This is a genomic window from Paucilactobacillus oligofermentans DSM 15707 = LMG 22743 (assembly GCF_001434315.1).
In the GTDB taxonomy this organism is placed as follows: Bacteria; Bacillota; Bacilli; order Lactobacillales; family Lactobacillaceae; genus Paucilactobacillus; species Paucilactobacillus oligofermentans.
Genome location: NZ_AZFE01000003.1, coordinates 252245 through 272980, shown reverse-complemented (window position 1 = coordinate 272980; position 20736 = coordinate 252245). Strand labels below are relative to the sequence as shown.

The following is a 20736-nucleotide window of genomic DNA, read 5'->3' as shown; positions in this document are numbered from 1 at the left end:
AAAATTATATCACTGTTTACAATAAAGTGTTAAACCTCACCAATTAAATAACTATGGTAGAATTGTTAAAATAACATAAATGAAGGATGATTACATGCAAGAAGTAATTAAAGTAAATAATGCCACTTTAAAACAAATGAATAGCCATTACGCTAGCAACCAACAAGTCCCACCAGTTGGGGCTTTGTTTCGCGTAAAACAAGGTGGCACCATTATTACTGGCTACAATTCCGGTAAAGTTATGTTTCAAGGCACCAATGTTACCTCCGAAGTATCAAAATGGGGTAAACCTACTACCTCAACGAATAAAGCTAGCTTTCCAAAGGCAACTAATAGTACATTACCGTCAGGTTTTGATACTTGGTCAGTAATTGGCTCCGATGAAGTTGGCACCGGTAGTTACTTTGGACCATTAACAGTTGCTTCAGTTTACGTAACTAGTGAAAATATTGAAACCGTTCGTAAATTAGGTATTCAAGATTCAAAGAAATTAACTGATCCAGAAATCGTTAAAATGGCAAAACAACTCATTACTTTTTTGCCTTACCATGTCGTTAATATTATGCCTACTAAGTACAATCAAATGATTGAAAAATATAATCAAGGACAGTTAAAAGCCCTTTGCCATAATTTAGCTTTAACAAATGTTTTAAAAAAAATTCAACCTGAAAAACCGCAAGCAATTTTAATTGATCAGTTTGTTGCCCCAAGCACCTATTACCGTTACCTTAAGGGCCAATCAATTATCCATGAAAATGTCTACTTTCAAACTAAAGGTGAACAAGCTCATCTTGCTGTAGCGGCTGCATCAGTGATTGCCCGTTACGTTTCACTCGAAGCTATGGATGAATTAACAGCGAACGCAGGAATTACCTTACCGATTGGTGCTGGTAATGCAGTTGATCAAATTGCCGCTAAATTAATTCGTCAAGGAAAACCACTGGCAGATTATGCTAAATTGCATTTTGCTAATACACAAAAAGCCCAAGCCATTGCTGATAACAAATAAAAAACGATTTTGATGTTTTCATCAAAATCGTTTTTTTGTACTTATTTATATTATGCGTCAAAATTACCGTCATCATCCAAGAAAGTATTTAATACTTCTTCAACCATTTCCCATTCAGCTTCATCCTCAATTGGTTGTAAATCGCCTTCTGAGTCTTCGCTTTGATCAGGATTATAAGCATATGCTTGGATATCAACTTCTTCATCATTTTCAGCGCTTGATGGGTATAGAAGAATATATGATTTACCAAAATCATCTGAATCAAAGGTAAAGAGTACTTTATATAATTCCTCGTTACCATCATCATCAACTAATGTAATTAAATCTTCATCTTCGTGGTTATGGTCGTGATTGTGTTCTTCAGCCATTATTAATTCCTCACAGTTCTTTTAGTAGTTTACCATGGCCATCTAAATAATTTTGTAGAATTAGACTAGCCGCCAATTTATCAATTACTTTTTTTTGCTTTGCACGAGATGTATCTGCTTCCTCAACTAACATTCGTGAAGCCTCAACTGTCGTTAATCTTTCATCTTGATAGTCAACAGGGAGACTAAATGTATCTTCTAAGAGTTTACCATAATTACGAGCAGCTTCAACCCTTGGTCCCTCAGTATTATTCATGTTTTTAGGTAATCCGACAACAAAACCAGCTACACTTTTTTCACTAACTAATTCTGCAACTCGTTCAATACCAAAAATTTGTTCATTTTCATTAATCGCAATTATTTCTAAGCCTTGAGCTGTCCAACCTAATGGATCACTAACAGAAACTCCAACTGTTTTTGAGCCGACATCCAATCCCATTAACCGCATTAAGCATCACCCTTAGTTTTGAGATATGAGCGAACAAGTTCTTCAATAATTTCATCACGTTCATACTTGCGAATCAAATTTCTAGCATCATTCAAGCGTGGTATATATGCTGGGTCTCCAGACAATAAATACCCTACAATCTGATTAATTGGATTATAACCTTTTTCTTCAAGTGCATTATAAACTGTATTTAATGTTTCATGAACATTTTTTTGATTACTATCACCAAAATCAAAGAACATTGTCTTATCTAATGCCATTAAACCCACCCCCACAATAATTTGTTTATATCCCTATACTACTAAACACACGGCAAAAGTACAATCGATCCAAATTACTGTAACGCATTTTTAATGTAACCTACGTCATTTCATCTTATGCTAAAAATTCTTTAGCTTGCGATAATGCTTGTTCAATTCCGGCTGGATTTTTTCCACCTGCTTGAGCTAAATTAGGACGACCGCCGCCGCCACCACCGACTGCGGGTGCAATTGCTTTAATGATTTCGCCAGCTTTCAGACCTTCTTTAACTTTATCATCACTGACACCAACAATTAAATTAACCTTTTCTCCGACTACAGCTGCTAACACGAGTACATCTGATATTGACTTTGTCCGCCAAGTATCAGCTAATTGACGCAATTGATCCATTCCGTTAACTTGCACTTGTTCAGCAACCAAAGTTCCTTTAGCAGTTTCTTGAATATTACTAAATACATCTGTTGCTTGTTGTGAAGTCAGCTTACTTTGAAGACTATCATTAACCCGTTGAACTTCTTTAAGTTCCATTTGCAAAGCTTCAATTTTACGTGGAAGTTCTTTTACTTGTGGTGCTTTTAAAACTTCAGCTGATTGCTTTAATAGTTCTTCACGTTCATGTAACAACTGGTATGCATCCCCAGCAGTTACCGCTTCAATCCGACGAACACCTGCACCAACTCCAGCTTCCGAAACAATTTTAAAGATTCCAATTTCATTTGTATTACGGACGTGGTTCCCACCACAAAATTCAGTATTAAAATCATTAATTTTAACAACCCGCACTTGGTCGCCATACTTTTCACTAAATAGCGCAATTGCACCCATTTCTTTAGCGGATTCTAAATCAGTTTCTACGGTTAAAATTTCAATTTCACGCCAAATCTGTTCATTAACCATTCGTTCAACTTGTTCCAAATCATCTTCAGTAATTGAGCCAAAATGATTAAAATCAAATCGCAAATAATGCTGTTCAACTAACGAACCAGCTTGTTGGGTATGACCACCTAACACATTGCGTAGTGCTTGATCTAATAAATGAGTTGCTGTATGATTTTTTTCAATTTTTAGATGACGTGCACGATCAACAACTAGTTTGTAACGTGCACCATTTTTCAAAGCTTTGCTCAAAGCTATCGTGTGTAGGTTTTGTCCATTAGGTGCATGTTGAACATCAACTACCCGTCCCACTTCTTCTCCTAAGTTATCAATGATTGAACCTGTATCGGCTACTTGTCCACCCATTTCTGCATAAAATGGTGTACGATCAAAAATAACTTCAATCGGATTTTCTGTTGGTTGTGCCTCTGGAACATTGGCTTCATCTTGCGCAACCACAACTGCTTTGGCGTCATCAACCACTAAGGTATCATAACCAACGTATTCACTTTCATCTTGAACGTTAATCCAAAAATCACTTTGAACTCCCATTGATTTTGTATTTCCACGGGCATTACGTGCTCGGTTTTGTTGCTTTTTCATTTCAGCATCAAACCCAGCTTCATCCACTTTAATACCTTCATCTTCAGCATATTCACGGGTTAATTCAATTGGGAAACCATAAGTATCATATAATTTAAACGCTGATTCACCATCAATCAAATCACTATTCCGTGACTTAACATCAGCAATTGTTTCATTCAACAAATCTAAGCCATCATTTAAAGTTGCATTAAACCGATCTTCTTCTGATTTTACAACTGAGGCAATATAATCAGCATTTTGAGTGATTTCTGGATAATATGATTCCATAATTTCACCAACCGTTGGCACTAATTTATATAAGAAACCATCATTAATTCCAAGCTTCTTGCCATTAACTACAGCACGCCGAATTAATCGACGAATTACATAGCCACGACCAACATTAGAAGGTAATGCACTATCACCAATTGCAAATGTGATGGCCCGAACATGGTCAGCAATTACTTTAAATGAAATATCTTCAGCAGCTGATTGACCATATTTTTTATTATCACTAAAGGTTTCAGTCTTTTTAATTAGTGGTAAGAATAAGTCGGTTTCAAAGTTAGTCCGCGCATGTTGGAAAATTGAAACAACTCGTTCTAATCCCATCCCCGTATCAATGTTTTTATTGGGTAATGGTTCAAAGGTATCTTCTGGCGTGTGATTAAATTGTGAAAATACGATATTCCATATTTCTAGATAGCGTTCATTTTCTCCACCCGGATAATTTTCTGGGTCATCAACGTCGACGTTATTCATTTCTTGTCCACGATCATAAAAAATTTCAGAATCAGGTCCCGATGGTCCACGACCAATATCCCAAAAATTATCTTCATCTTCATAAATATGACTTGGGTCAATCCCGATTGATTCCCAAATTTTACGAGCATCCTGATCTTTTGGATACACCGTAATATAAAGTCTTTCAGGATCTAATCCATACCATTCCGGGCTCGTTAATAACTCCCATGCCCATGGAATAACTTCTTTTTTGAAATAATCGCCAACTGAGAAATTACCTAGCATCTCAAATAAAGTATGATGACGCGCAGTCTTTCCTACATTTTCAATATCATTAGTCCGAATGCTCTTTTGTGAACTAACTAATCTTGGATTATCAGGGACTACTGAGCCATCAAAATATTTTTTCATGGTGGCAACTCCAGAATTAATCCAAAGTAAAGTTGGATCATCGACTGGGACTAAGGAAGCACTTGGTTCGACTTTATGCCCATGTTGAGCAAAGAAATCGATAAACATTTGCCGAACTTCACTACTAGATAATTGCTTTAATTCACTCATAAAAATTCTCCTCTGTTTTAAAAAATAAAAAAATCCACCATTGCACACAGAGACGTCCTAGACGCGGTACCACTCTGCTTGCAACGATGGAAATCGTTAACCTCTTAATTGTTATCTAAATTATTTAAATTTATATTTTGGGTAGCACTTAATGACCTTCATCGTTTTTCTCATTACCAAAACGTTTCTTAAAATCCAATCAATCAGCATGTCCCTTAACACTCGTAATTATAGCTGAGCCAAGTACAAAAATCAACGTGATGAATTCTTTTTAGCTTTCTTTGTTCGACGGAAATCAGCACGTTGTTCAATTCGACGTTTTTGAATTGCTTGATCGGCAATTGCACCTTTAATCTTTTTCTTATAACCAGGCTTAACGGTTTTCTTTTGTTTTTTAACGTAACCTTTCATCGTGATATCTAATTCTTCTTGACGTGGTTTACGCTTTGTACGACGCAAACGGTCATACGTATCAACAAGTTCGTTATTCTTAATTTCTTTATCTTGAAATTTAACTCCAAGACGTTCCAATTCACTAACTGCTTTGTCGTCACCTGGTTCATACAAGGTAACGGCCGTTCCGTTCATACCCTTACGTCCAGTACGACCAACACGATGAATAAAGAAATCAAGATCAGTTGGAATTTCATCATTAATAACCATTGATACACCATCAATATCAATTCCACGCGCTGCTAGATCAGTCGCAACTACAAATTGAAAATCTAGGTTATGAACCTGACGCATCACTCGTTTACGCTCACGTGGTTTAATATCACCATGAATCATTGCTACTTTTAAATTTTGCTTTTGTAAATATTCATGGATTTCTTCAACACGCGTTTTCGTGTTAGCAAAAATTAAGACTAAGTATGGATCACCCATTGTCACTAAGCGATGAATAAGTGCGTTTTTGCTCTTGCCCTTAGTTGAAAGTAGCCAATTATTAACATCTGGATTAATTACTGACGTTACTGGAATTTCTTCTACGACCGGGTTATTCATATATTTACGTAAGAATGGTCGTAGCTTTTCAGGAATTGTTGCTGAAAAGACCATCATTTGTAAATGTTCGGGTAAACTACCAGCAATTTTATCAACTTGATCCAAGAATCCCATGTCTAGAGTCATATCGGCTTCATCAATAACAAATTGATTAGCAGTATGAACATCTAAAGCTTGTGCTGAAATTAAATCCCAAATTCGACCTGGTGTTCCAATCACAATTTGTGGTTGATGTCGTTTTAATTGGTTGATTTGACGAACCTTATCAGTTCCACCAACATAATTATGAACAATCAACTTATCTGATCCAAAGCCAGCAATCTGCTTTGCAGCATCGTAAATTTGATAGGCTAATTCACGACTTGGTGTGGTAATAACTACTTGAACTTCATCCTTTTCTGGATCAATTTTATCAAAAATTGGTAACAAAAACGCATGTGTTTTCCCACTACCAGTTTGTGATTGTCCAATAACACTTTTTCCTGCTTTAACTAACGGAATTACCTTAGTTTGAACCGGTGTTGGTTCTCTAAAATTTAAATCCTTTAACGCATCATATAGATACGGTTGAAAATTAAAACTTGTAAACATTTCGGCCATGTTAATCTACCTCATTTTCTTTTGTTAACTGGTCCAGTTGCGCAATAATTTCTTTAACTTCATTATCATCTTTGGCTTTTGCCCCACTGGCTAGTGGATGTCCACCACCATCATGAAGTTTAGCAATTTCATTAATTGGTTCACCCTTAGAACGCAATCTTACCCGGTAACTTTCATCCTCTTGTTGAACAAAAATTGCCCATGAAATTACCCCTTTGATTTGTCCAGGTAGCGGTACAATCCCCGCAGTTCCTGAATCCTTTAAATCAAATTTTTCAAGGATTTCATTAGTTAAGATTAAATACGCAGCGCCATGTGACATAATTTCAAGATTTTCATACACATAAGCTGATAAACGGGCCACCGGAATTGGCATTTCATTTTCATGTTGTCCAATTGCACTGTTATCGGCTCCTGCATTCATCAATGCCGCAGCGACGTTCATCGTACGAGCTGTTGTTGCTGGATAAAGATATCGACCGGTATCACCAATAATTCCAGCTAATAATGCACTAGCTGCCACTTTAGGTAACGTTAGTTGATCCTTAAATTGCTCATAAAAATCATAAATAATTTCTGAAGAACTAGATGAATCTGGATTAACCATCATAATATCGCCATATGGTTCATCATTGGGATGATGATCTATTTTAATTAATAAATCTCCCTGATCAAATCGACGATCATCAATTCGTGGTGCATTGGCAGTATCTGTGACAATTATTAAGGCATCGTCAAATACTTCATTGTCAATTTCATCCATCTCACCAATCCAAGCAAACCCTGGAATCTTTTTACCAACCATAAAAATTTCTTTAGTTGGAAAAGAAGCTCGCAAGATTTCAGCTAAACCAGTCTGTGAACCAATTGCATCTGGATCAGGTCGTTGATGACGATGAATAATAATTTTTTGATACTTCTTGATTTTTTCTAGTATTTCTTGTTGTTCCTTCATATCTATTTATTCCTCTCAATACAGAGACATCGCGTTAAAGTCCATTCACCAGTATAACGTTTATTGGGTCTAGTTACAAAGGTTGTTTTATCAGTGCTTAAATAAGGGCAACGTAATATTTTCAAAAGTGGACGGTGATAGATTAGTCAATGTAATTCCTAATAACCGTACTGAATCATCATTTTTTGGTAGTTCCTCATAAATTTGATTAGCAACAAAGTAAATTGCTTCTGGTGTATTATCAACAAATTCGGTCATCGTATCACGTTTGGTTATCGTAGAAAAATCCTGATACCTAATCTTAAGAACGACTGTTTTACCGTGCTTTTGATTAGCTTTTAAAGCGTCAGCCACCAACTCTGACAGATACGTTAATTGAGCTTGTACCCCTTCTTCAGAATTAATCAATTGGGTATAAGTTCGCTCTTTACCAATTGATTTTCGATCACGTTGATACTCAACGGGTCGATCATCTTCGCCTCGCACACGACGATATAATATATAGCCCATTTTACCAAACTTAGCCATTAAGTCTGATTCCGAATACTCAAATAAATCAGCACCATTATTTATCCCCATTTCGTACATTTTGGGGACTGTCTTTTTTCCGACCCCTCTAAAATCATCAATGGGCAATTTAAATAAAAAGTTCTTAACATCATCTGGATTAATAACTGTTACACCCACTGGTTTACGATATTCAGATGCCAGTTTAGCCAAAAACTTATTATATGAAATCCCCGTCGAACAAGTTAACTTAGTTTCTTCAAAAATTTCAGCCTGCAATCTATGCGCCAACACAACTGGATTACTAATATTCAACTTATTATCGGTTACATCTAAATATGCTTCATCAAAGGCAATTGGTTCTACTATGTCAGTATATCGATGAAATATTTCATGAACCTGTGCTGAAATCCGACGATATAAAGTAAAATCAGGGGTCTTAAAAACCGCATTAGCTTCAAGCTCTAATGCTTTGGCGGCACTCATTGCTGAATGAATACCGGCTTTTCGTGCAACATAATTTGCAGTTGCTACTACTCCATGACCACCAGTTTTTCTAGGATCCTTGGCAATTACCAACGGCTTTTCGCGCCATTCTGGATGATCTCTCATTTCAATTTGTGCATAAAAAGCATCCATATCGATATGAATAATTTTACGAGTAGTATCAATATTTAACTGCTGTTGCATAAATTCCGTCATGTTATTTCTCCTGATGATTATTATATCAAAAAATAAAACTAAGAATTCAGATCTTGCTCATTCTTATCATGATCATTTAATTAGGCAATTATTTATAAATAAAAAACCCATAAAGCAAAATATTAGTTTTGCTTTACAGGTATTTCATCATTAAAAATTATTTAGCTTCTTCTGAAGTTGGTTCACTTGCAGATTCAGCAGGTGCAACAGTTTCTTCTACTGCTTCACTTTTTGCTTCAGTAACAACTGCAGCAGCCTTTTCAGCTGGGACAACGTTAGCAATCGCAGATAAATCAAATGTTAAATAAATTCCTTCAACATCTAAAACTACGGTCTTGTTAGTGTTATCAACTGAATCAATTACTCCGTGAAGACGGCCAATTGTAACAACCTTGTCGCCTTTTTGAAGAGTACTAACCATATTTTGGTGCTTAGCACGTTGTTTTTGTTGTGGGCGAATCATTAAGAAATACATAACTGCAACCATCACAACGATTAAAATAATTCCTGAATAACTTTGCATTAATTTGAACATCCTTTCAATTTTACTATCTCTACTGTATCAAAAAAACTTATAAAACACGAGTAAAATTACTAAAAATTCCGTGCATTTTCTTCATTAAACCCATATTGTTCAAAAACCATTTCCCTAAATTCGAGCACTTGATCATTTTTTATTGCTTCTCGCATATCTTCCATTAAGTGAATTAAGAAGTATAAATTATGATAACTGGTCAACCGAATTCCAAAGGTTTCATTTACATGAATCAGATGACGAATATAGGCTCGCGTATAATTACGGCAAACATAACAATCACAATTATCATCTAACGGATTAAAATCACGAGCATACTGCGAGTTTTTAACCACTAAACGGCCATGAGAAGTCATACAAGTTCCGTTACGCGCAATCCGAGTAGGTAAGACACAATCAAACATATCAATCCCACGAATCACACCATCAATTAATGAATCCGCTGTTCCCACGCCCATTAAATAACGCGGTTTATTTTCAGGGAGCAATGGGGTAGTGAATTCTAGAACGCGGTTCATTTCTTCTTTAGATTCACCAACTGATAATCCACCAACTGAATAGCCAGGAAAATCCATACTAACTAAGTCACGTGCACTTTGCTGACGTAGTGCTTTAAAGCCAGCTCCTTGAACAATTCCAAATAGTCCCTGATTAGTTGGATTTTGGTGAGCTTTTAAACCACGTTCAGCCCATCTTGAAGTTCGTTCAACTGATTTTTTAATATAATCATAGGTTTCAAAGTATGGTGGACATTCATCAAAACTCATCATAATGTCAGGACCAAGTGCATTTTCCACCTGAATTGCTTTCTCGGGTGATAAAAACATTGTCCGTCCACTTGAAGGATCTTTAAACGTGACCCCTTCTTCTTTAATGTCACGATGTTTCGCAAGTGAAAACACTTGAAAACCACCTGAATCGGTTAAAATACCTTTATCCCAATTCATAAACTTATGCAATCCACCAGCTTGTTCAACCAAGTCTTCGCCCGGTTGGAGCCATAAATGATAAGTATTAGCTAAGATAATGCCAGCACCCATTTCATCTAATTCTTCTGGAGCAATACTTTTTACACTTGCCTGAGTTCCAACTGGCATAAACATTGGTGTTGGAAATGTTCCATGCGGGGTTATGATTTCACCAGTACGAGCCCCAGTGTACTTATCTTGGTGAATCAAACGATACTTAATTGCTGGTTCCATAAAATCTCCATTTCACTGTTAACGTTATAAATTATTTAACAAACATCGCATCCCCAAAACTAAAGAAACGATATTTTTCTTGAATTGCATGTTGATAAGCATTCAGAATATTATCACGTCCAGTAAAGGCAGCGACTAACATTACCAACGTTGATTTAGGTAAATGGAAGTTTGTAATAAATGCATCAACCACTGTCCACTTATATCCTGGCATAATAAAAATATCAGTCCAACCAGAGTCGGCTTGTAACACCCCATTGAATTTTGAACCAATCGTTTCCAATGTACGAATCGATGTCGTTCCAGTGGCGATAATACGACCGCCATTTGCCTTAACTTCGTTCAACGTCTTAGCTGATTCAGCATCTAATCGATAAAATTCACTATGCATTACATGATCTTCAATTCGTTCTTCATCAACTGGACGGAAAGTTCCTAGTCCAACATGTAAAGTTAAATAGACTAACTTAATTCCTTTATCTTCAACTTTTTGCAATAAATCTTTGGTCCAATGTAATCCTGCGGTTGGTGCCGCAGCTGATCCATTTTCTTTAGCATAAACTGTTTGATAACGATCTGGATCATCAAGTTTTTCTTTAATATATGGTGGTAATGGCATTTCTCCCAATTTTTCAAGAACTTCTAAGAAGATTCCTTCATAATGAAATTCAATCATTCGGCCACCATGTTCAAGTTCTTCAGTTACCGTGGCAGTTAGTTCGCCATTACCAAATGTTAATACCGTTCCAACTTTAATTTTTTTACCAGGTTTAACTAAAGTTTCCCATGTATCGCCTTCCGTATTGTTTAATAACAATACTTCAACATGCGCACCCGTATCTAATTTCACACCATGAATTCGAGCTGGTAAAACACGCGAGTTATTCATGACAACCGCATCCCCGGGATTTAATTGATCAAGCACATCATAGAAATGTTGATCTTGCATTTCTCCCGTTTTACTATCCAAAACAAGTAAGCGTGAAGTATCACGTTGTTCAATTGGTGTTTGAGCAATTAATTCGTGTGGTAAATCATAATCAAAATCATCCAGCGTTAAATCTGACATTAGTATTATTCTCCTTTAGTTTCTGGTATTCCTAAATGTTCATATGCAAGCGAGGTGGCAATTCTACCGCGTGGGGTTCGTTTAATAAAGCCAATTTGTAATAAATATGGTTCATACATTTCAGAAATGGTATTCGGTTCTTCACCAATATTAGCGGCTAAAGTTCCTAATCCAACCGGTCCACCTTGATAAAAATCAATCATTGTTTGTAATAACTTTAAATCAATTTCATCTAAGCCACGATTATCAACCCGCAATAAATCTAATGCATAGGCTACAATTGCTTGATCAACATCACTACGTTGCTCAACTTGAGCAAAATCACGAACTCGTTTTAATAATCGATTAGCTACTCGCGGCGTTCCTCGAGATCGCAACGCTAATTCACGCGCACCACTTGAAATCATCGTAATTTGGAAAATATCTGCCGAGCGAAAAATAATTTGTTGTAGTTCTTCGATCGTATAGTAATCCATGTGTTCAACAATTCCAAAACGATCCCGTAAAGGTGCTGATAATGCTCCGGCTTGAGTCGTCGCACCAATCAAAGTAAATGGTGGTAACGGAAAATGAATTGGATGAGCGGTTGGTCCTTGTCCAACTACAATATCAACAAAGAAATCTTCCATTGCTGAATACAACATTTCTTCAACAATTTTAGGTAAACGATGAATTTCATCAATAAAAAGAACGTCCCCCGGTTCTAATTCATTCAACAAAGCAACCAAATCACCCGGTTTTTCAATTGCTGGTCCACTAGTGGTTCGAATATTAACTTTCATCTCATTCGCAATTACCATGGCTAATGTTGTTTTACCTAACCCTGGCGGTCCGTATAACAAGACATGATCTAAAGCTTCTTCACGCCCAGTTGCTGCTTGAATGTAAACTTCCAATTCATGTTTAATCTTTGTTTGCCCAATATAAGTATCCAAACTTTGAGGCCGCAATGACTTCTCGATATAATTTTCTTGTTCATTTTCACTTTGTCCAGATAAAATATCCTGGTTATCTTCATCCATTTTAACGACCTCCTCTAGTTACTTTGTTAATAGTGTTAATCCTTGTCGCAAATAATCATCAGTTGTCGTTTCAGGTAGTTCACGCAACTTTTTAGCAATCTTTTCAACATCTTTAGTCCGATAACCTAATGATTCCAGTGCTGATAGGGCATCTGAAAGTGGCAAGATATCATTTGATGCTGTCATAATTTCTTTACTATTTTGATTACCTGTATCTAATTGTAAAATCTTATCTTTTAAATCTAGTACAATTTGACCCGCCGTTTTTTTACCGACACCAGGAAATTTAGTTAGATACGATGCATCATCATTTGCAATCGCATTAATTAGCCCACTGTGATCAGCACTCGCTAAAATCGCTAACGCACTTTTAGGACCAATCCCGGAAACATTCAGTAATTGTTCAAATAATTGCTTCTCATCAGAATCAACAAATCCATACAATGTGAGCTCGGTTTCTCGAACTGCTTGGTAGATATAAATACGTGCCACATCATTTTCATGATAACGATATGGATTCGCAGTTAGCACTCGATACCCTACTCCCTGAACATCAATTACTATATAGCTGGGAGTAACAATTGTAACTTTACCTTCTAGATATTCATACAATTTTTATTCCTACTTTTTCTTAAATTTACGTTATTAATTCTATCATAAAGTTATGTATGAAACAGAATTGATTAATTCTGTTATTTACTACTATTTTTTAAATACCACTTTAAAAATCATGATCATCAAATTCACCTGCATATGAACTATGTGAATCTTGAATTCGCTTAAACATTTTTTCCAGTTCTGATTCAGTAAACTGAATCACGACTGGCCGTCCATGTGGACAATTAAATGGGTTTTCACACTTAGGTAATTCGGTTAACAGTGCTTTGGCTTGCACATCATTCAAATAATGGTTCGCCTTAATCGCGCGCTTACAGCTCATCATAATTGCTGTTTTTTCACGGAATTGTGCAACCGTTAACTGACCGTCATTAATAATCCAATCAACCATTTCACGAATTGTCGCTTCTTCTTGGCCTTGCTTAAACCAAGTTGGATGCTGGTGAACCACAAAACTATTTTGACCAAACGGTTCCAACTTCAAGCCTAAACCTTCGAGAACTTCGGTGTGTTCCATAATAATCATAGCATCGGCTGTTGGATAATCTAACACAATTGGTACCAACATCGTTTGCTCATCATCACTAACTTTACCAATTTCTTCGCGATAAAATTCATAGTTAATTCTTTCTTGCGCAGCATGCTGATCAATCAAATACAACCCATCCGCAGCAGAAGCAATTAAGAAAGCACCTCGGAATTGACCAATAAACTGCAACTCCGGAAAGCGTTCTTTAGCTCGATCACTTTTATCATTTAATTCCAATTCAACATTTTCAAGTTTGTGCGCAATTGTCGTATCAGACTGTCCATCTTCAAAAATTGAAAGCTTGTCCTCGCTCTGGTATTTTTCATCAAACTTTTTAACCATCGGATTAATCAATTCATTTTGACTTGCAATCGTAATCGGTGAAACTGGTTCTGCTACCGTAACATCAGTTTGATTATCATCATTTTCTTTCAATGGTATTGTATAAGAACTAGATGCATCATTTAGACTTGATTTCAAATTATCAAAATCAACTTTTTCATTAGCATTAAGATCACCCAAAGCATCTGGAATTAAATTTTCTTGTTTAATCGCTGCTTGCAGTGCACTCGCAATTAATTGTCCCAGCTGATCTTCTTTACTAATTCTTACTTCTCGTTTAGTCGGATGAACATTAACATCGACTAAAATTGGATCTAACTCAATATTGATAACACTAATTGGATAACGACCAACCATTAATTTTGATCCATAACCCTGTACAATTGATCGCGTTAATTGAAAATTACGAATATAGCGATGATTAATTAAAATCGTGATGTATTGACGTGATGCTCTGGTTACTGCAGGTAATGCCGTATATCCATTCACCTTAAAATCGGCATCTTCATTTTCAAAGCTTACCATCTGTCGAGCATTTGAAATCCCATAAATTGCTGCAATAACTTGTTGTAAATTACCATTGCCAGCTGTTCTTAAAATTTCATGTCCATTATGCATAAACGTAATTGCAATGGCAGGATTACCTAATGCAAGTCGATCAATAATATCAGTAATTTGCGATAACTCAGTTTGTGGTGATTTTAAATATTTCAATCGTGCGGGAGTGTTGAAAAAAAGATCCTTCATTAAAATATCGGTTCCTTGACGGGCGGCGGCAACCGTATGTTTGATAACCGCTCCGCCACGAATATTTATTTCAGTCCCTTGGTCCTCACCAGTAGACGTAATCATTTCAACATCTGATACTGATGCAATACTCGGTAAAGCTTCACCTCGAAATCCTAATGAAGCCACTTTAAATAAATCTTGCCTTGAACTGATTTTGCTAGTTGCATGCCGCTTGAACGCGGTTAACACATCATCGGGTTCAATTCCATCACCATCATCAATGATTCGGATACTATCAAGCCCCGAATTTTCAACGATAATATCAATTTGATGACTGTTCGCATCAATTGAATTTTCAACTAATTCTTTCACAATTGAAGCTGGTCGTTCGATAACCTCTCCAGCAGCAATTTGATCAGCTAACACTTCAGTTAATTCATGAATTTTAGTCATTACTCGAATCTCCTATGTTGGCTCTGACATATAAATCTTATTGAATTTTATTTTGCCATTCATAAATCATATTCATAACATCCATGGGGGTCATTGACATCAGATTAAGTTTCTTAATTTGATCAATTACCTGTTCATACTTAGGATCAAGTTCTACCGTTTGAAATAGCTCCATTTGATTGTCAGTAATTTTTCCTTTATTTTCTGAATTTACAACCGTCGTTTGCGTTTCATCATGAACCGCATCTGGAAGCTCAACTTTCTCATCTTCCAATTGTGACAAGATAACACTAGCACGTGAAAGCAGCGACGTAGGCATACCAGCTAATTTAGCAACATGAATCCCATATGATTGATCAGCTGGGCCATCTTCAACCTTATGAATAAAGACTAATTCACCATCTTTTTCAACAGCACCAACATGAACATTCTTTAAATTCTTCAATGATTTATCCAAAACAGTCAATTCATGATAATGCGTTGAAAATAACGTTTTTGCGTGAACTTTTTCATGTAAATACTCAATAATTGATTGTGCTAAGGCCATTCCATCAAAAGTGGCAGTCCCACGACCAAGTTCATCAAATAATATCAAACTATTTGAACTAGCATGACTTAAGGCATTATTAGCTTCTTGCATTTCAACCATAAAAGTACTTTGACCGGAGATTAAATCATCAGCTGCTCCAATGCGCGTGAAAATTTGATCAAAAATTGGGAGCTTAGCTTCTTTTGCCGGTACAAAGCACCCCATTTGAGCCATAACTACTGTCAAAGCTAGCTGACGCATATAGGTACTTTTACCTGACATATTGGGTCCTGTAATTAATAAAATATTAGTTTCACTATCCATCGAGACATCATTTGGAACATAGGCTTGATGACCCATGAATTTTTCTACAACTGGATGACGACCATCTTTAATTGATAAAGTATGTGAATCACTAAATTCAGGACGCACAAAATGATACGTTTCACTGACCACAGCAAAGCTCTGAATCACATCTAATTCAGAGATAACTTTAGCTAATTTTTGTAACCTATCAATGGCTAATTTAACATTATTACGAATTTCCGCGAATAATTCATACTCTAAGGCAGTTGATTTTTCTTGTGCTTCCAAAATTAAAGCTTCCCGCTCTTTTAATTCTGGCGTTGAAAAGCGTTCGGCGTTCGTTAGCGTCTGTTTACGCTCATAGCGTCCCTCTGCTAATTTACCAATATTACCCTTGGAAACTTCTATATAGTATCCAAACACGCGATTAAAGCCAATTTTAAGGTTACTAATCCCAGTCTCTTTTCGTTCTTTAGCTTCTAAACTAGCAATCCATTGTTTGCCATTTTTCATAGCATCCCGATACTGATCTAAAACGTCATTATAGCCATCTTTAATGACTCCACCATCAGTTATTGAAATAGGTGGTTCCTCTGCAACTGAATTTTTAATCATTGCCGCAATATCTGCTAAAGGGTCCATTCCTTTCACAAGTGCATTGAAAGTTGGCGCATTTAAACTTTCTAACACATACGAAATTTTAGGAACTTGTTCTAACGAAGTTAATAACTGGATTAAATCACGACCATTAACACTACCATATGCAACTCGACCAGCTAATCTTTCAAGATCATAGACTTTTGTTAATTCTTCTTGTAAATTACTACGTTCAAAATAATGATTGAGTAATTCTTCAACTTTGTCTTGTCGATTTTCAATGGCTGATTGATCCAGTAACGGACGATCTAGCCATTGTTTTAATAGTCGGCTTCCCATTGCTGTCTTTGTTTCATCAAGCAACCAACTTAGAGTACCCTGCTTTTTCCCACTACGAATATTTGTTGTTAATTCTAAATTATATTTAGAATAATGGTCCATTTTTAAAAAATATGATGTTTCATAAGAAACAGCGCGTTGTAAGTGATCAAGCGCTCTTTTTTGCGTTGTAATTAAATACGAAATTAATAAACTAACGACTTTTTCTTGAGTAGTTTGCTCTAAATCTTGCACTAAAAAGCTAAGCTCCGAATTATCTGTAATTTCATTTTGTTGTGAAATTAAAATTGATTGCTGATTAAATTTTCGTTGTAAATCGTCATTAATTGAATCGTCAATTACAACTTCTTTAGTTCTTAAATTAATCATTTCATTAATGACCGCATCAGCACTAGCTAAAATCGTAGTTTTCAATTCCCCCGTTGATAAGTCGGTGTAGGCAAGTCCAAATTCACCATTGCAAATCAAAACTGCAGTTAAATAATTATTATCATGCGTTTGATCACCCTTGATATCCATCTGCGTTCCGGGTGTTACTAAACGAATAACTTCACGTTTAACCATTCCCTTTGCTTCTTTAGGATCTTCAACTTGCTCACATACCGCCACTTTATATCCTTTATCAACTAAAATATCAATATAGTTTTCAGCTGCATGATGTGGTACCCCACACATTGGAATCGGATCAATTGCGCTTTTATTTCGTGTCGTCAAAGTTAACTCAAGAATCTGGGCACCCTTAATCGCATCTTCATTAAATAACTCATAAAAATCACCGAGTCGGTAAAATAAAAACGCGTCTTGATATTGATCTTTAATTGCCTGATATTGCTGCATCATTGGCGTTTCTTTAGTTTTTTGTGGCACGCAAATTCACCTCATCTATCTTTTAAAAATATATATTCAATTTTACCACGATTTTAAATTTAAAGTATGAAATTAAAATACAAACAAAAAGGATCGCCCAGATAACTGGGACAATCCTTATTTTGCATAATCAACTGATCGAACTTCACGAATAACAGTCACTTTAATATGACCTGGATATTCAAGTTCATCTTCAATTTCATTTTTAATGTCATGAGACAAGGCTGTTGCTTCTAAGTCAGAAACTTTCTTAGGTTCAACCATTACACGAACTTCACGACCAGCTTGGATCGCATAACTGTGATCCACACCGGAATGTTTATTTGCAATAGTTTCCAATTGTTTCAATCTTTGAATATAATTCTCGAGCGATTCGCTTCGTGCTCCTGGACGGGCTCCAGAAATTGCATCCGCGGTTTGCACTAGAACAGCAATAATTGATTCTGCTGGAACATCGCCATGATGAGATGCGATAGTATTAATTACCACAGAATTTTCCTTGTACTTCGTTGTTAATTCAACACCTAATTCAACGTGTGAACCTTCAACTTCATGATCAACTGCTTTACCTATATCGTGTAGTAATCCTGCGCGCTTAGCTAAAGTAACATCTTCACCAAGTTCGCCTGCCATAATAGCCGCGATCTTAGCAACTTCAATTGAATGATTTAAAACGTTTTGACCGTAACTAGTCCGATACTTCATACGTCCAATGATCTTGATTAAATCAGGATGAATAGAATGAACACCTAAATCAAAGACTGTTTGTTCACCAGCTTCGCGAAGCTGTTGATCCATGTCTTTTTGTGCTTTTTCTACCGCCTCTTCAATTCGTGCCGGATGAATTCTTCCGTCTTGAATTAACTTTTCAAGTGCCATCTTGGCAATTTCTCGTCTAATTGGATCAAAACCACTTAATACGACAGCTTCAGGAGTGTCATCGATAATTAAATCAACTCCAGTTAATGTTTCTAGCGTTCGAATATTACGACCCTCACGGCCAATAATTCGACCTTTCATATCGTCGTTTGGCAATGTGACAACTGAAACTGTGGTTTCAGACACCATATCGGCCGCACTTCTTTGAATAGCAGAAACAATCAATCCTTTAGCTTTTTTATCGGCAACTGCCGCTGCTTCTTGTTCGCTATCACGAATAAGAACTTCACGTTCATGGGTCAATTGAGACTTTACATCATCTAAAATTAAAGTTCTCGCATCATCCTTGGACATTTCGGCAACAGTTTGTAAATCAACCTGTCGTTGTTCAATTAATTCCGTTACATGTTGTTGATCTGTTTGAATTTGTTCTTTGCGTTTTGCATTTTCTTGTTCTCGCTCACTTAGAACATTTTCGCGTTTTTCAATGGTATTATCTTTGTGGTCTAAAGTTGTTTCACGTTGAAGAAGTCGATCTTCTTGTTTCTGTAATTCAGATCTACGAGATTTTAACTCTTCTTCAATGCTAGCCCGATACTGATGACTCTCCTCTTTAGCCTCAATTACGGCTTCTTTCTTGGCAGTCTCAGCTTCCTTCTTTGCACTTGAAATAATTCCTTCGGCACTATTACGTGCTTGATCAATCTTTTGTTCGTAAGTTGACTTACGTCCGAAATAACCAATCAAACCACCGACAACTATAGCGATCGCGGCGAGAACTATGCTTAAAGCATTCATTGTTTCACCTCCGCATCACTTATTAATTTGTTGTTTGGTTAATAATCTTAAAATTTTTAATGTGATAAATGAAAACTCACACACACTTAATTTTAAGCTTGACTTGGTTACATGTCAATAAATTATATAAATATAATCATACAATCACCTGAGTTATTAACGAACAATTCACCCTAACACCTGTAAGTATATACAAAAAAAGAAGAGCGATTAGCTCTTCTCATAATTAATATTATTTTTCATTTGATTCATTATCGTCAATAACTTCTTCATCTGCAGCAGGTTGACCATCCATACCATATGCAGCACGAACCTTATCGTTTAATTCGGCCATTGCAGCGGGATTATCAGCGAAGTATTGTTTAGCATTTTCACGACCCTGCCCAATACGTTCGTCACCATAAGAATACCATGCACCACTCTTATTAACTAAATCTTTTTCAACTGCCATATCGAGCATCTCACCAGTTTTAGAAATTCCGTGACCGTACATAATATCAACTTCAGCACGACGGAAAGGAGGCGCAACCTTATTTTTAACAACTTTAATTTTAGTTCGGTTACCAATCACTTCGGTACCGTCTTTGATTTGTTCGCCACGACGAATTTCTAATCGCACTGTTGAATAAAATTTTAATGCTCGTCCACCAGGAGTGGTTTCAGGGTTACCAAACATAACTCCAACTTTTTCACGAATTTGATTAATAAAAATTGCAATTGTCTTTGTTTGATTAATTGATCCTGATAACTTACGTAATGCCTGCGACATTAATCGTGCCTGCAACCCAACGTGAGCATCCCCCATTTCGCCTTCAATTTCGGCTCTAGGAACAAGGGCGGCAACTGAATCTATCACCACAATGTCAATTGCACCACTTGAAATTAACGCATCAGCAATTTCAAGCCCTTCTTCACCAGTATCTGGTTGAGAGAGTAATAAATCATCAATATTAACACCTAATGATTCAGCATATTTAGGATCCATTGCATTTTCAGCATCAATATACGCAGCTGTTCCACCTTGAGCTTGGACTTCCGCGACCGCATGCAAGGCAACCGTCGTTTTACCAGAACTTTCTGGTCCGTACATTTCAACAATTCTTCCCTTGGGATATCCGCCTACTCCAAGAGCTTCATCAAGTGCTAATGATCCACTAGATACAGTAGCAACATTCATATCAGACTTTTCGCCCATACGCATAATGGAACCTTTACCAAAGTTTTTTTCAATTCTTTTAAGAGCAGCATCTAAAGCTGCTTGACGTTGATCTGCCAATATTCGTTCCTCCTCAGATTGGGTA

17 protein-coding genes are annotated in these 20736 nt (G+C 36.4%); 1 reads left to right on the top strand and 16 read right to left on the bottom strand.

Features of this window, described 5'->3' with window-relative positions:
- Window positions 1–94 precede the first annotated feature (94 nt).
- A complete protein-coding gene (rnhC, locus tag FC70_RS02155; RefSeq protein WP_057889396.1) occupies window positions 95–1009 on the top strand; it encodes a ribonuclease HIII in 915 nt (304 codons plus the stop codon).
- 50 nt (window positions 1010–1059) lie between these two features.
- Here rnhC and FC70_RS02150 read toward each other — a convergent pair whose 3' ends face one another.
- From FC70_RS02150 to recA, 16 genes are all read right to left on the bottom strand, one after another.
- Window positions 1060–1377 carry a DUF1292 domain-containing protein gene (locus FC70_RS02150; RefSeq protein ID WP_057889395.1) on the bottom strand — a complete coding sequence of 106 codons (318 nt, stop codon included), beginning with the start codon at window positions 1375–1377 and terminating at the stop codon, window positions 1060–1062.
- 10 nt (window positions 1378–1387) lie between these two features.
- Window positions 1388–1825, bottom strand: a complete 438-nt coding sequence (gene ruvX / locus FC70_RS02145) for a Holliday junction resolvase RuvX (RefSeq protein ID WP_057889394.1) — start codon at window positions 1823–1825, stop codon at window positions 1388–1390.
- Window positions 1825–2085, bottom strand: coding sequence for an IreB family regulatory phosphoprotein (locus FC70_RS02140; protein ID WP_057889393.1), 261 nt, complete (start codon window positions 2083–2085; stop codon window positions 1825–1827). The genes ruvX and FC70_RS02140 overlap by 1 nt, the downstream gene beginning before the upstream one ends.
- A 115-nt stretch (window positions 2086–2200) precedes the next feature.
- On the bottom strand, window positions 2201–4852 hold the full coding sequence (gene alaS, locus FC70_RS02135; protein ID WP_057889392.1) for an alanine--tRNA ligase: 2652 nt from the start codon (window positions 4850–4852) through the stop codon (window positions 2201–2203).
- A 252-nt stretch (window positions 4853–5104) separates the two neighbouring features.
- On the bottom strand, window positions 5105–6457 hold the full coding sequence (locus FC70_RS02130; RefSeq protein WP_057889391.1) for a DEAD/DEAH box helicase: 1353 nt from the start codon (window positions 6455–6457) through the stop codon (window positions 5105–5107).
- 1 nt (window position 6458) lies between these two features.
- A complete protein-coding gene (locus tag FC70_RS02125) occupies window positions 6459–7412 on the bottom strand; it encodes a DHH family phosphoesterase (protein WP_057889390.1) in 954 nt (317 codons plus the stop codon).
- 90 nt (window positions 7413–7502) lie between these two features.
- Window positions 7503–8621 carry a DNA polymerase IV gene (dinB, locus tag FC70_RS02120; RefSeq protein ID WP_057889389.1) on the bottom strand — a complete coding sequence of 373 codons (1119 nt, stop codon included), beginning with the start codon at window positions 8619–8621 and terminating at the stop codon, window positions 7503–7505.
- A gap of 157 nt (window positions 8622–8778) precedes the next feature.
- On the bottom strand, window positions 8779–9144 hold the full coding sequence (gene yajC / locus FC70_RS02115; protein ID WP_057889388.1) for a preprotein translocase subunit YajC: 366 nt from the start codon (window positions 9142–9144) through the stop codon (window positions 8779–8781).
- Window positions 9145–9215: 71 nt separating this feature from the next.
- Window positions 9216–10358, bottom strand: coding sequence for a tRNA guanosine(34) transglycosylase Tgt (gene tgt / locus FC70_RS02110; protein WP_057889387.1), 1143 nt, complete (start codon window positions 10356–10358; stop codon window positions 9216–9218).
- Window positions 10359–10389: 31 nt separating this feature from the next.
- Window positions 10390–11427: a tRNA preQ1(34) S-adenosylmethionine ribosyltransferase-isomerase QueA gene (queA, locus tag FC70_RS02105; protein ID WP_057889386.1), complete on the bottom strand. Its 1038-nt coding sequence runs from the start codon at window positions 11425–11427 to the stop codon at window positions 10390–10392.
- A 5-nt stretch (window positions 11428–11432) separates the two neighbouring features.
- Window positions 11433–12449, bottom strand: coding sequence for a Holliday junction branch migration DNA helicase RuvB (gene ruvB, locus FC70_RS02100; protein ID WP_057889385.1), 1017 nt, complete (start codon window positions 12447–12449; stop codon window positions 11433–11435).
- An 18-nt stretch (window positions 12450–12467) separates the two neighbouring features.
- Window positions 12468–13061, bottom strand: coding sequence for a Holliday junction branch migration protein RuvA (gene ruvA, locus FC70_RS02095; RefSeq protein ID WP_057889384.1), 594 nt, complete (start codon window positions 13059–13061; stop codon window positions 12468–12470).
- Window positions 13062–13170: 109 nt separating this feature from the next.
- On the bottom strand, window positions 13171–15120 hold the full coding sequence (gene mutL / locus FC70_RS02090) for a DNA mismatch repair endonuclease MutL (protein WP_057889383.1): 1950 nt from the start codon (window positions 15118–15120) through the stop codon (window positions 13171–13173).
- Between the two features lie 37 nt (window positions 15121–15157).
- On the bottom strand, window positions 15158–17758 hold the full coding sequence (gene mutS, locus FC70_RS02085) for a DNA mismatch repair protein MutS (protein WP_420835978.1): 2601 nt from the start codon (window positions 17756–17758) through the stop codon (window positions 15158–15160).
- 117 nt (window positions 17759–17875) lie between these two features.
- Entirely contained in the window at window positions 17876–19435 is a 1560-nt protein-coding gene (rny, locus tag FC70_RS02080) for a ribonuclease Y (RefSeq protein ID WP_057889382.1), read from the bottom strand.
- A 232-nt stretch (window positions 19436–19667) separates the two neighbouring features.
- Window positions 19668–20711 (bottom strand): recombinase RecA, encoded by a 1044-nt coding sequence (gene recA / locus FC70_RS02075; protein WP_057889381.1) that lies wholly within the window; start codon window positions 20709–20711, stop codon window positions 19668–19670.
- Window positions 20712–20736 lie beyond the last annotated feature (25 nt).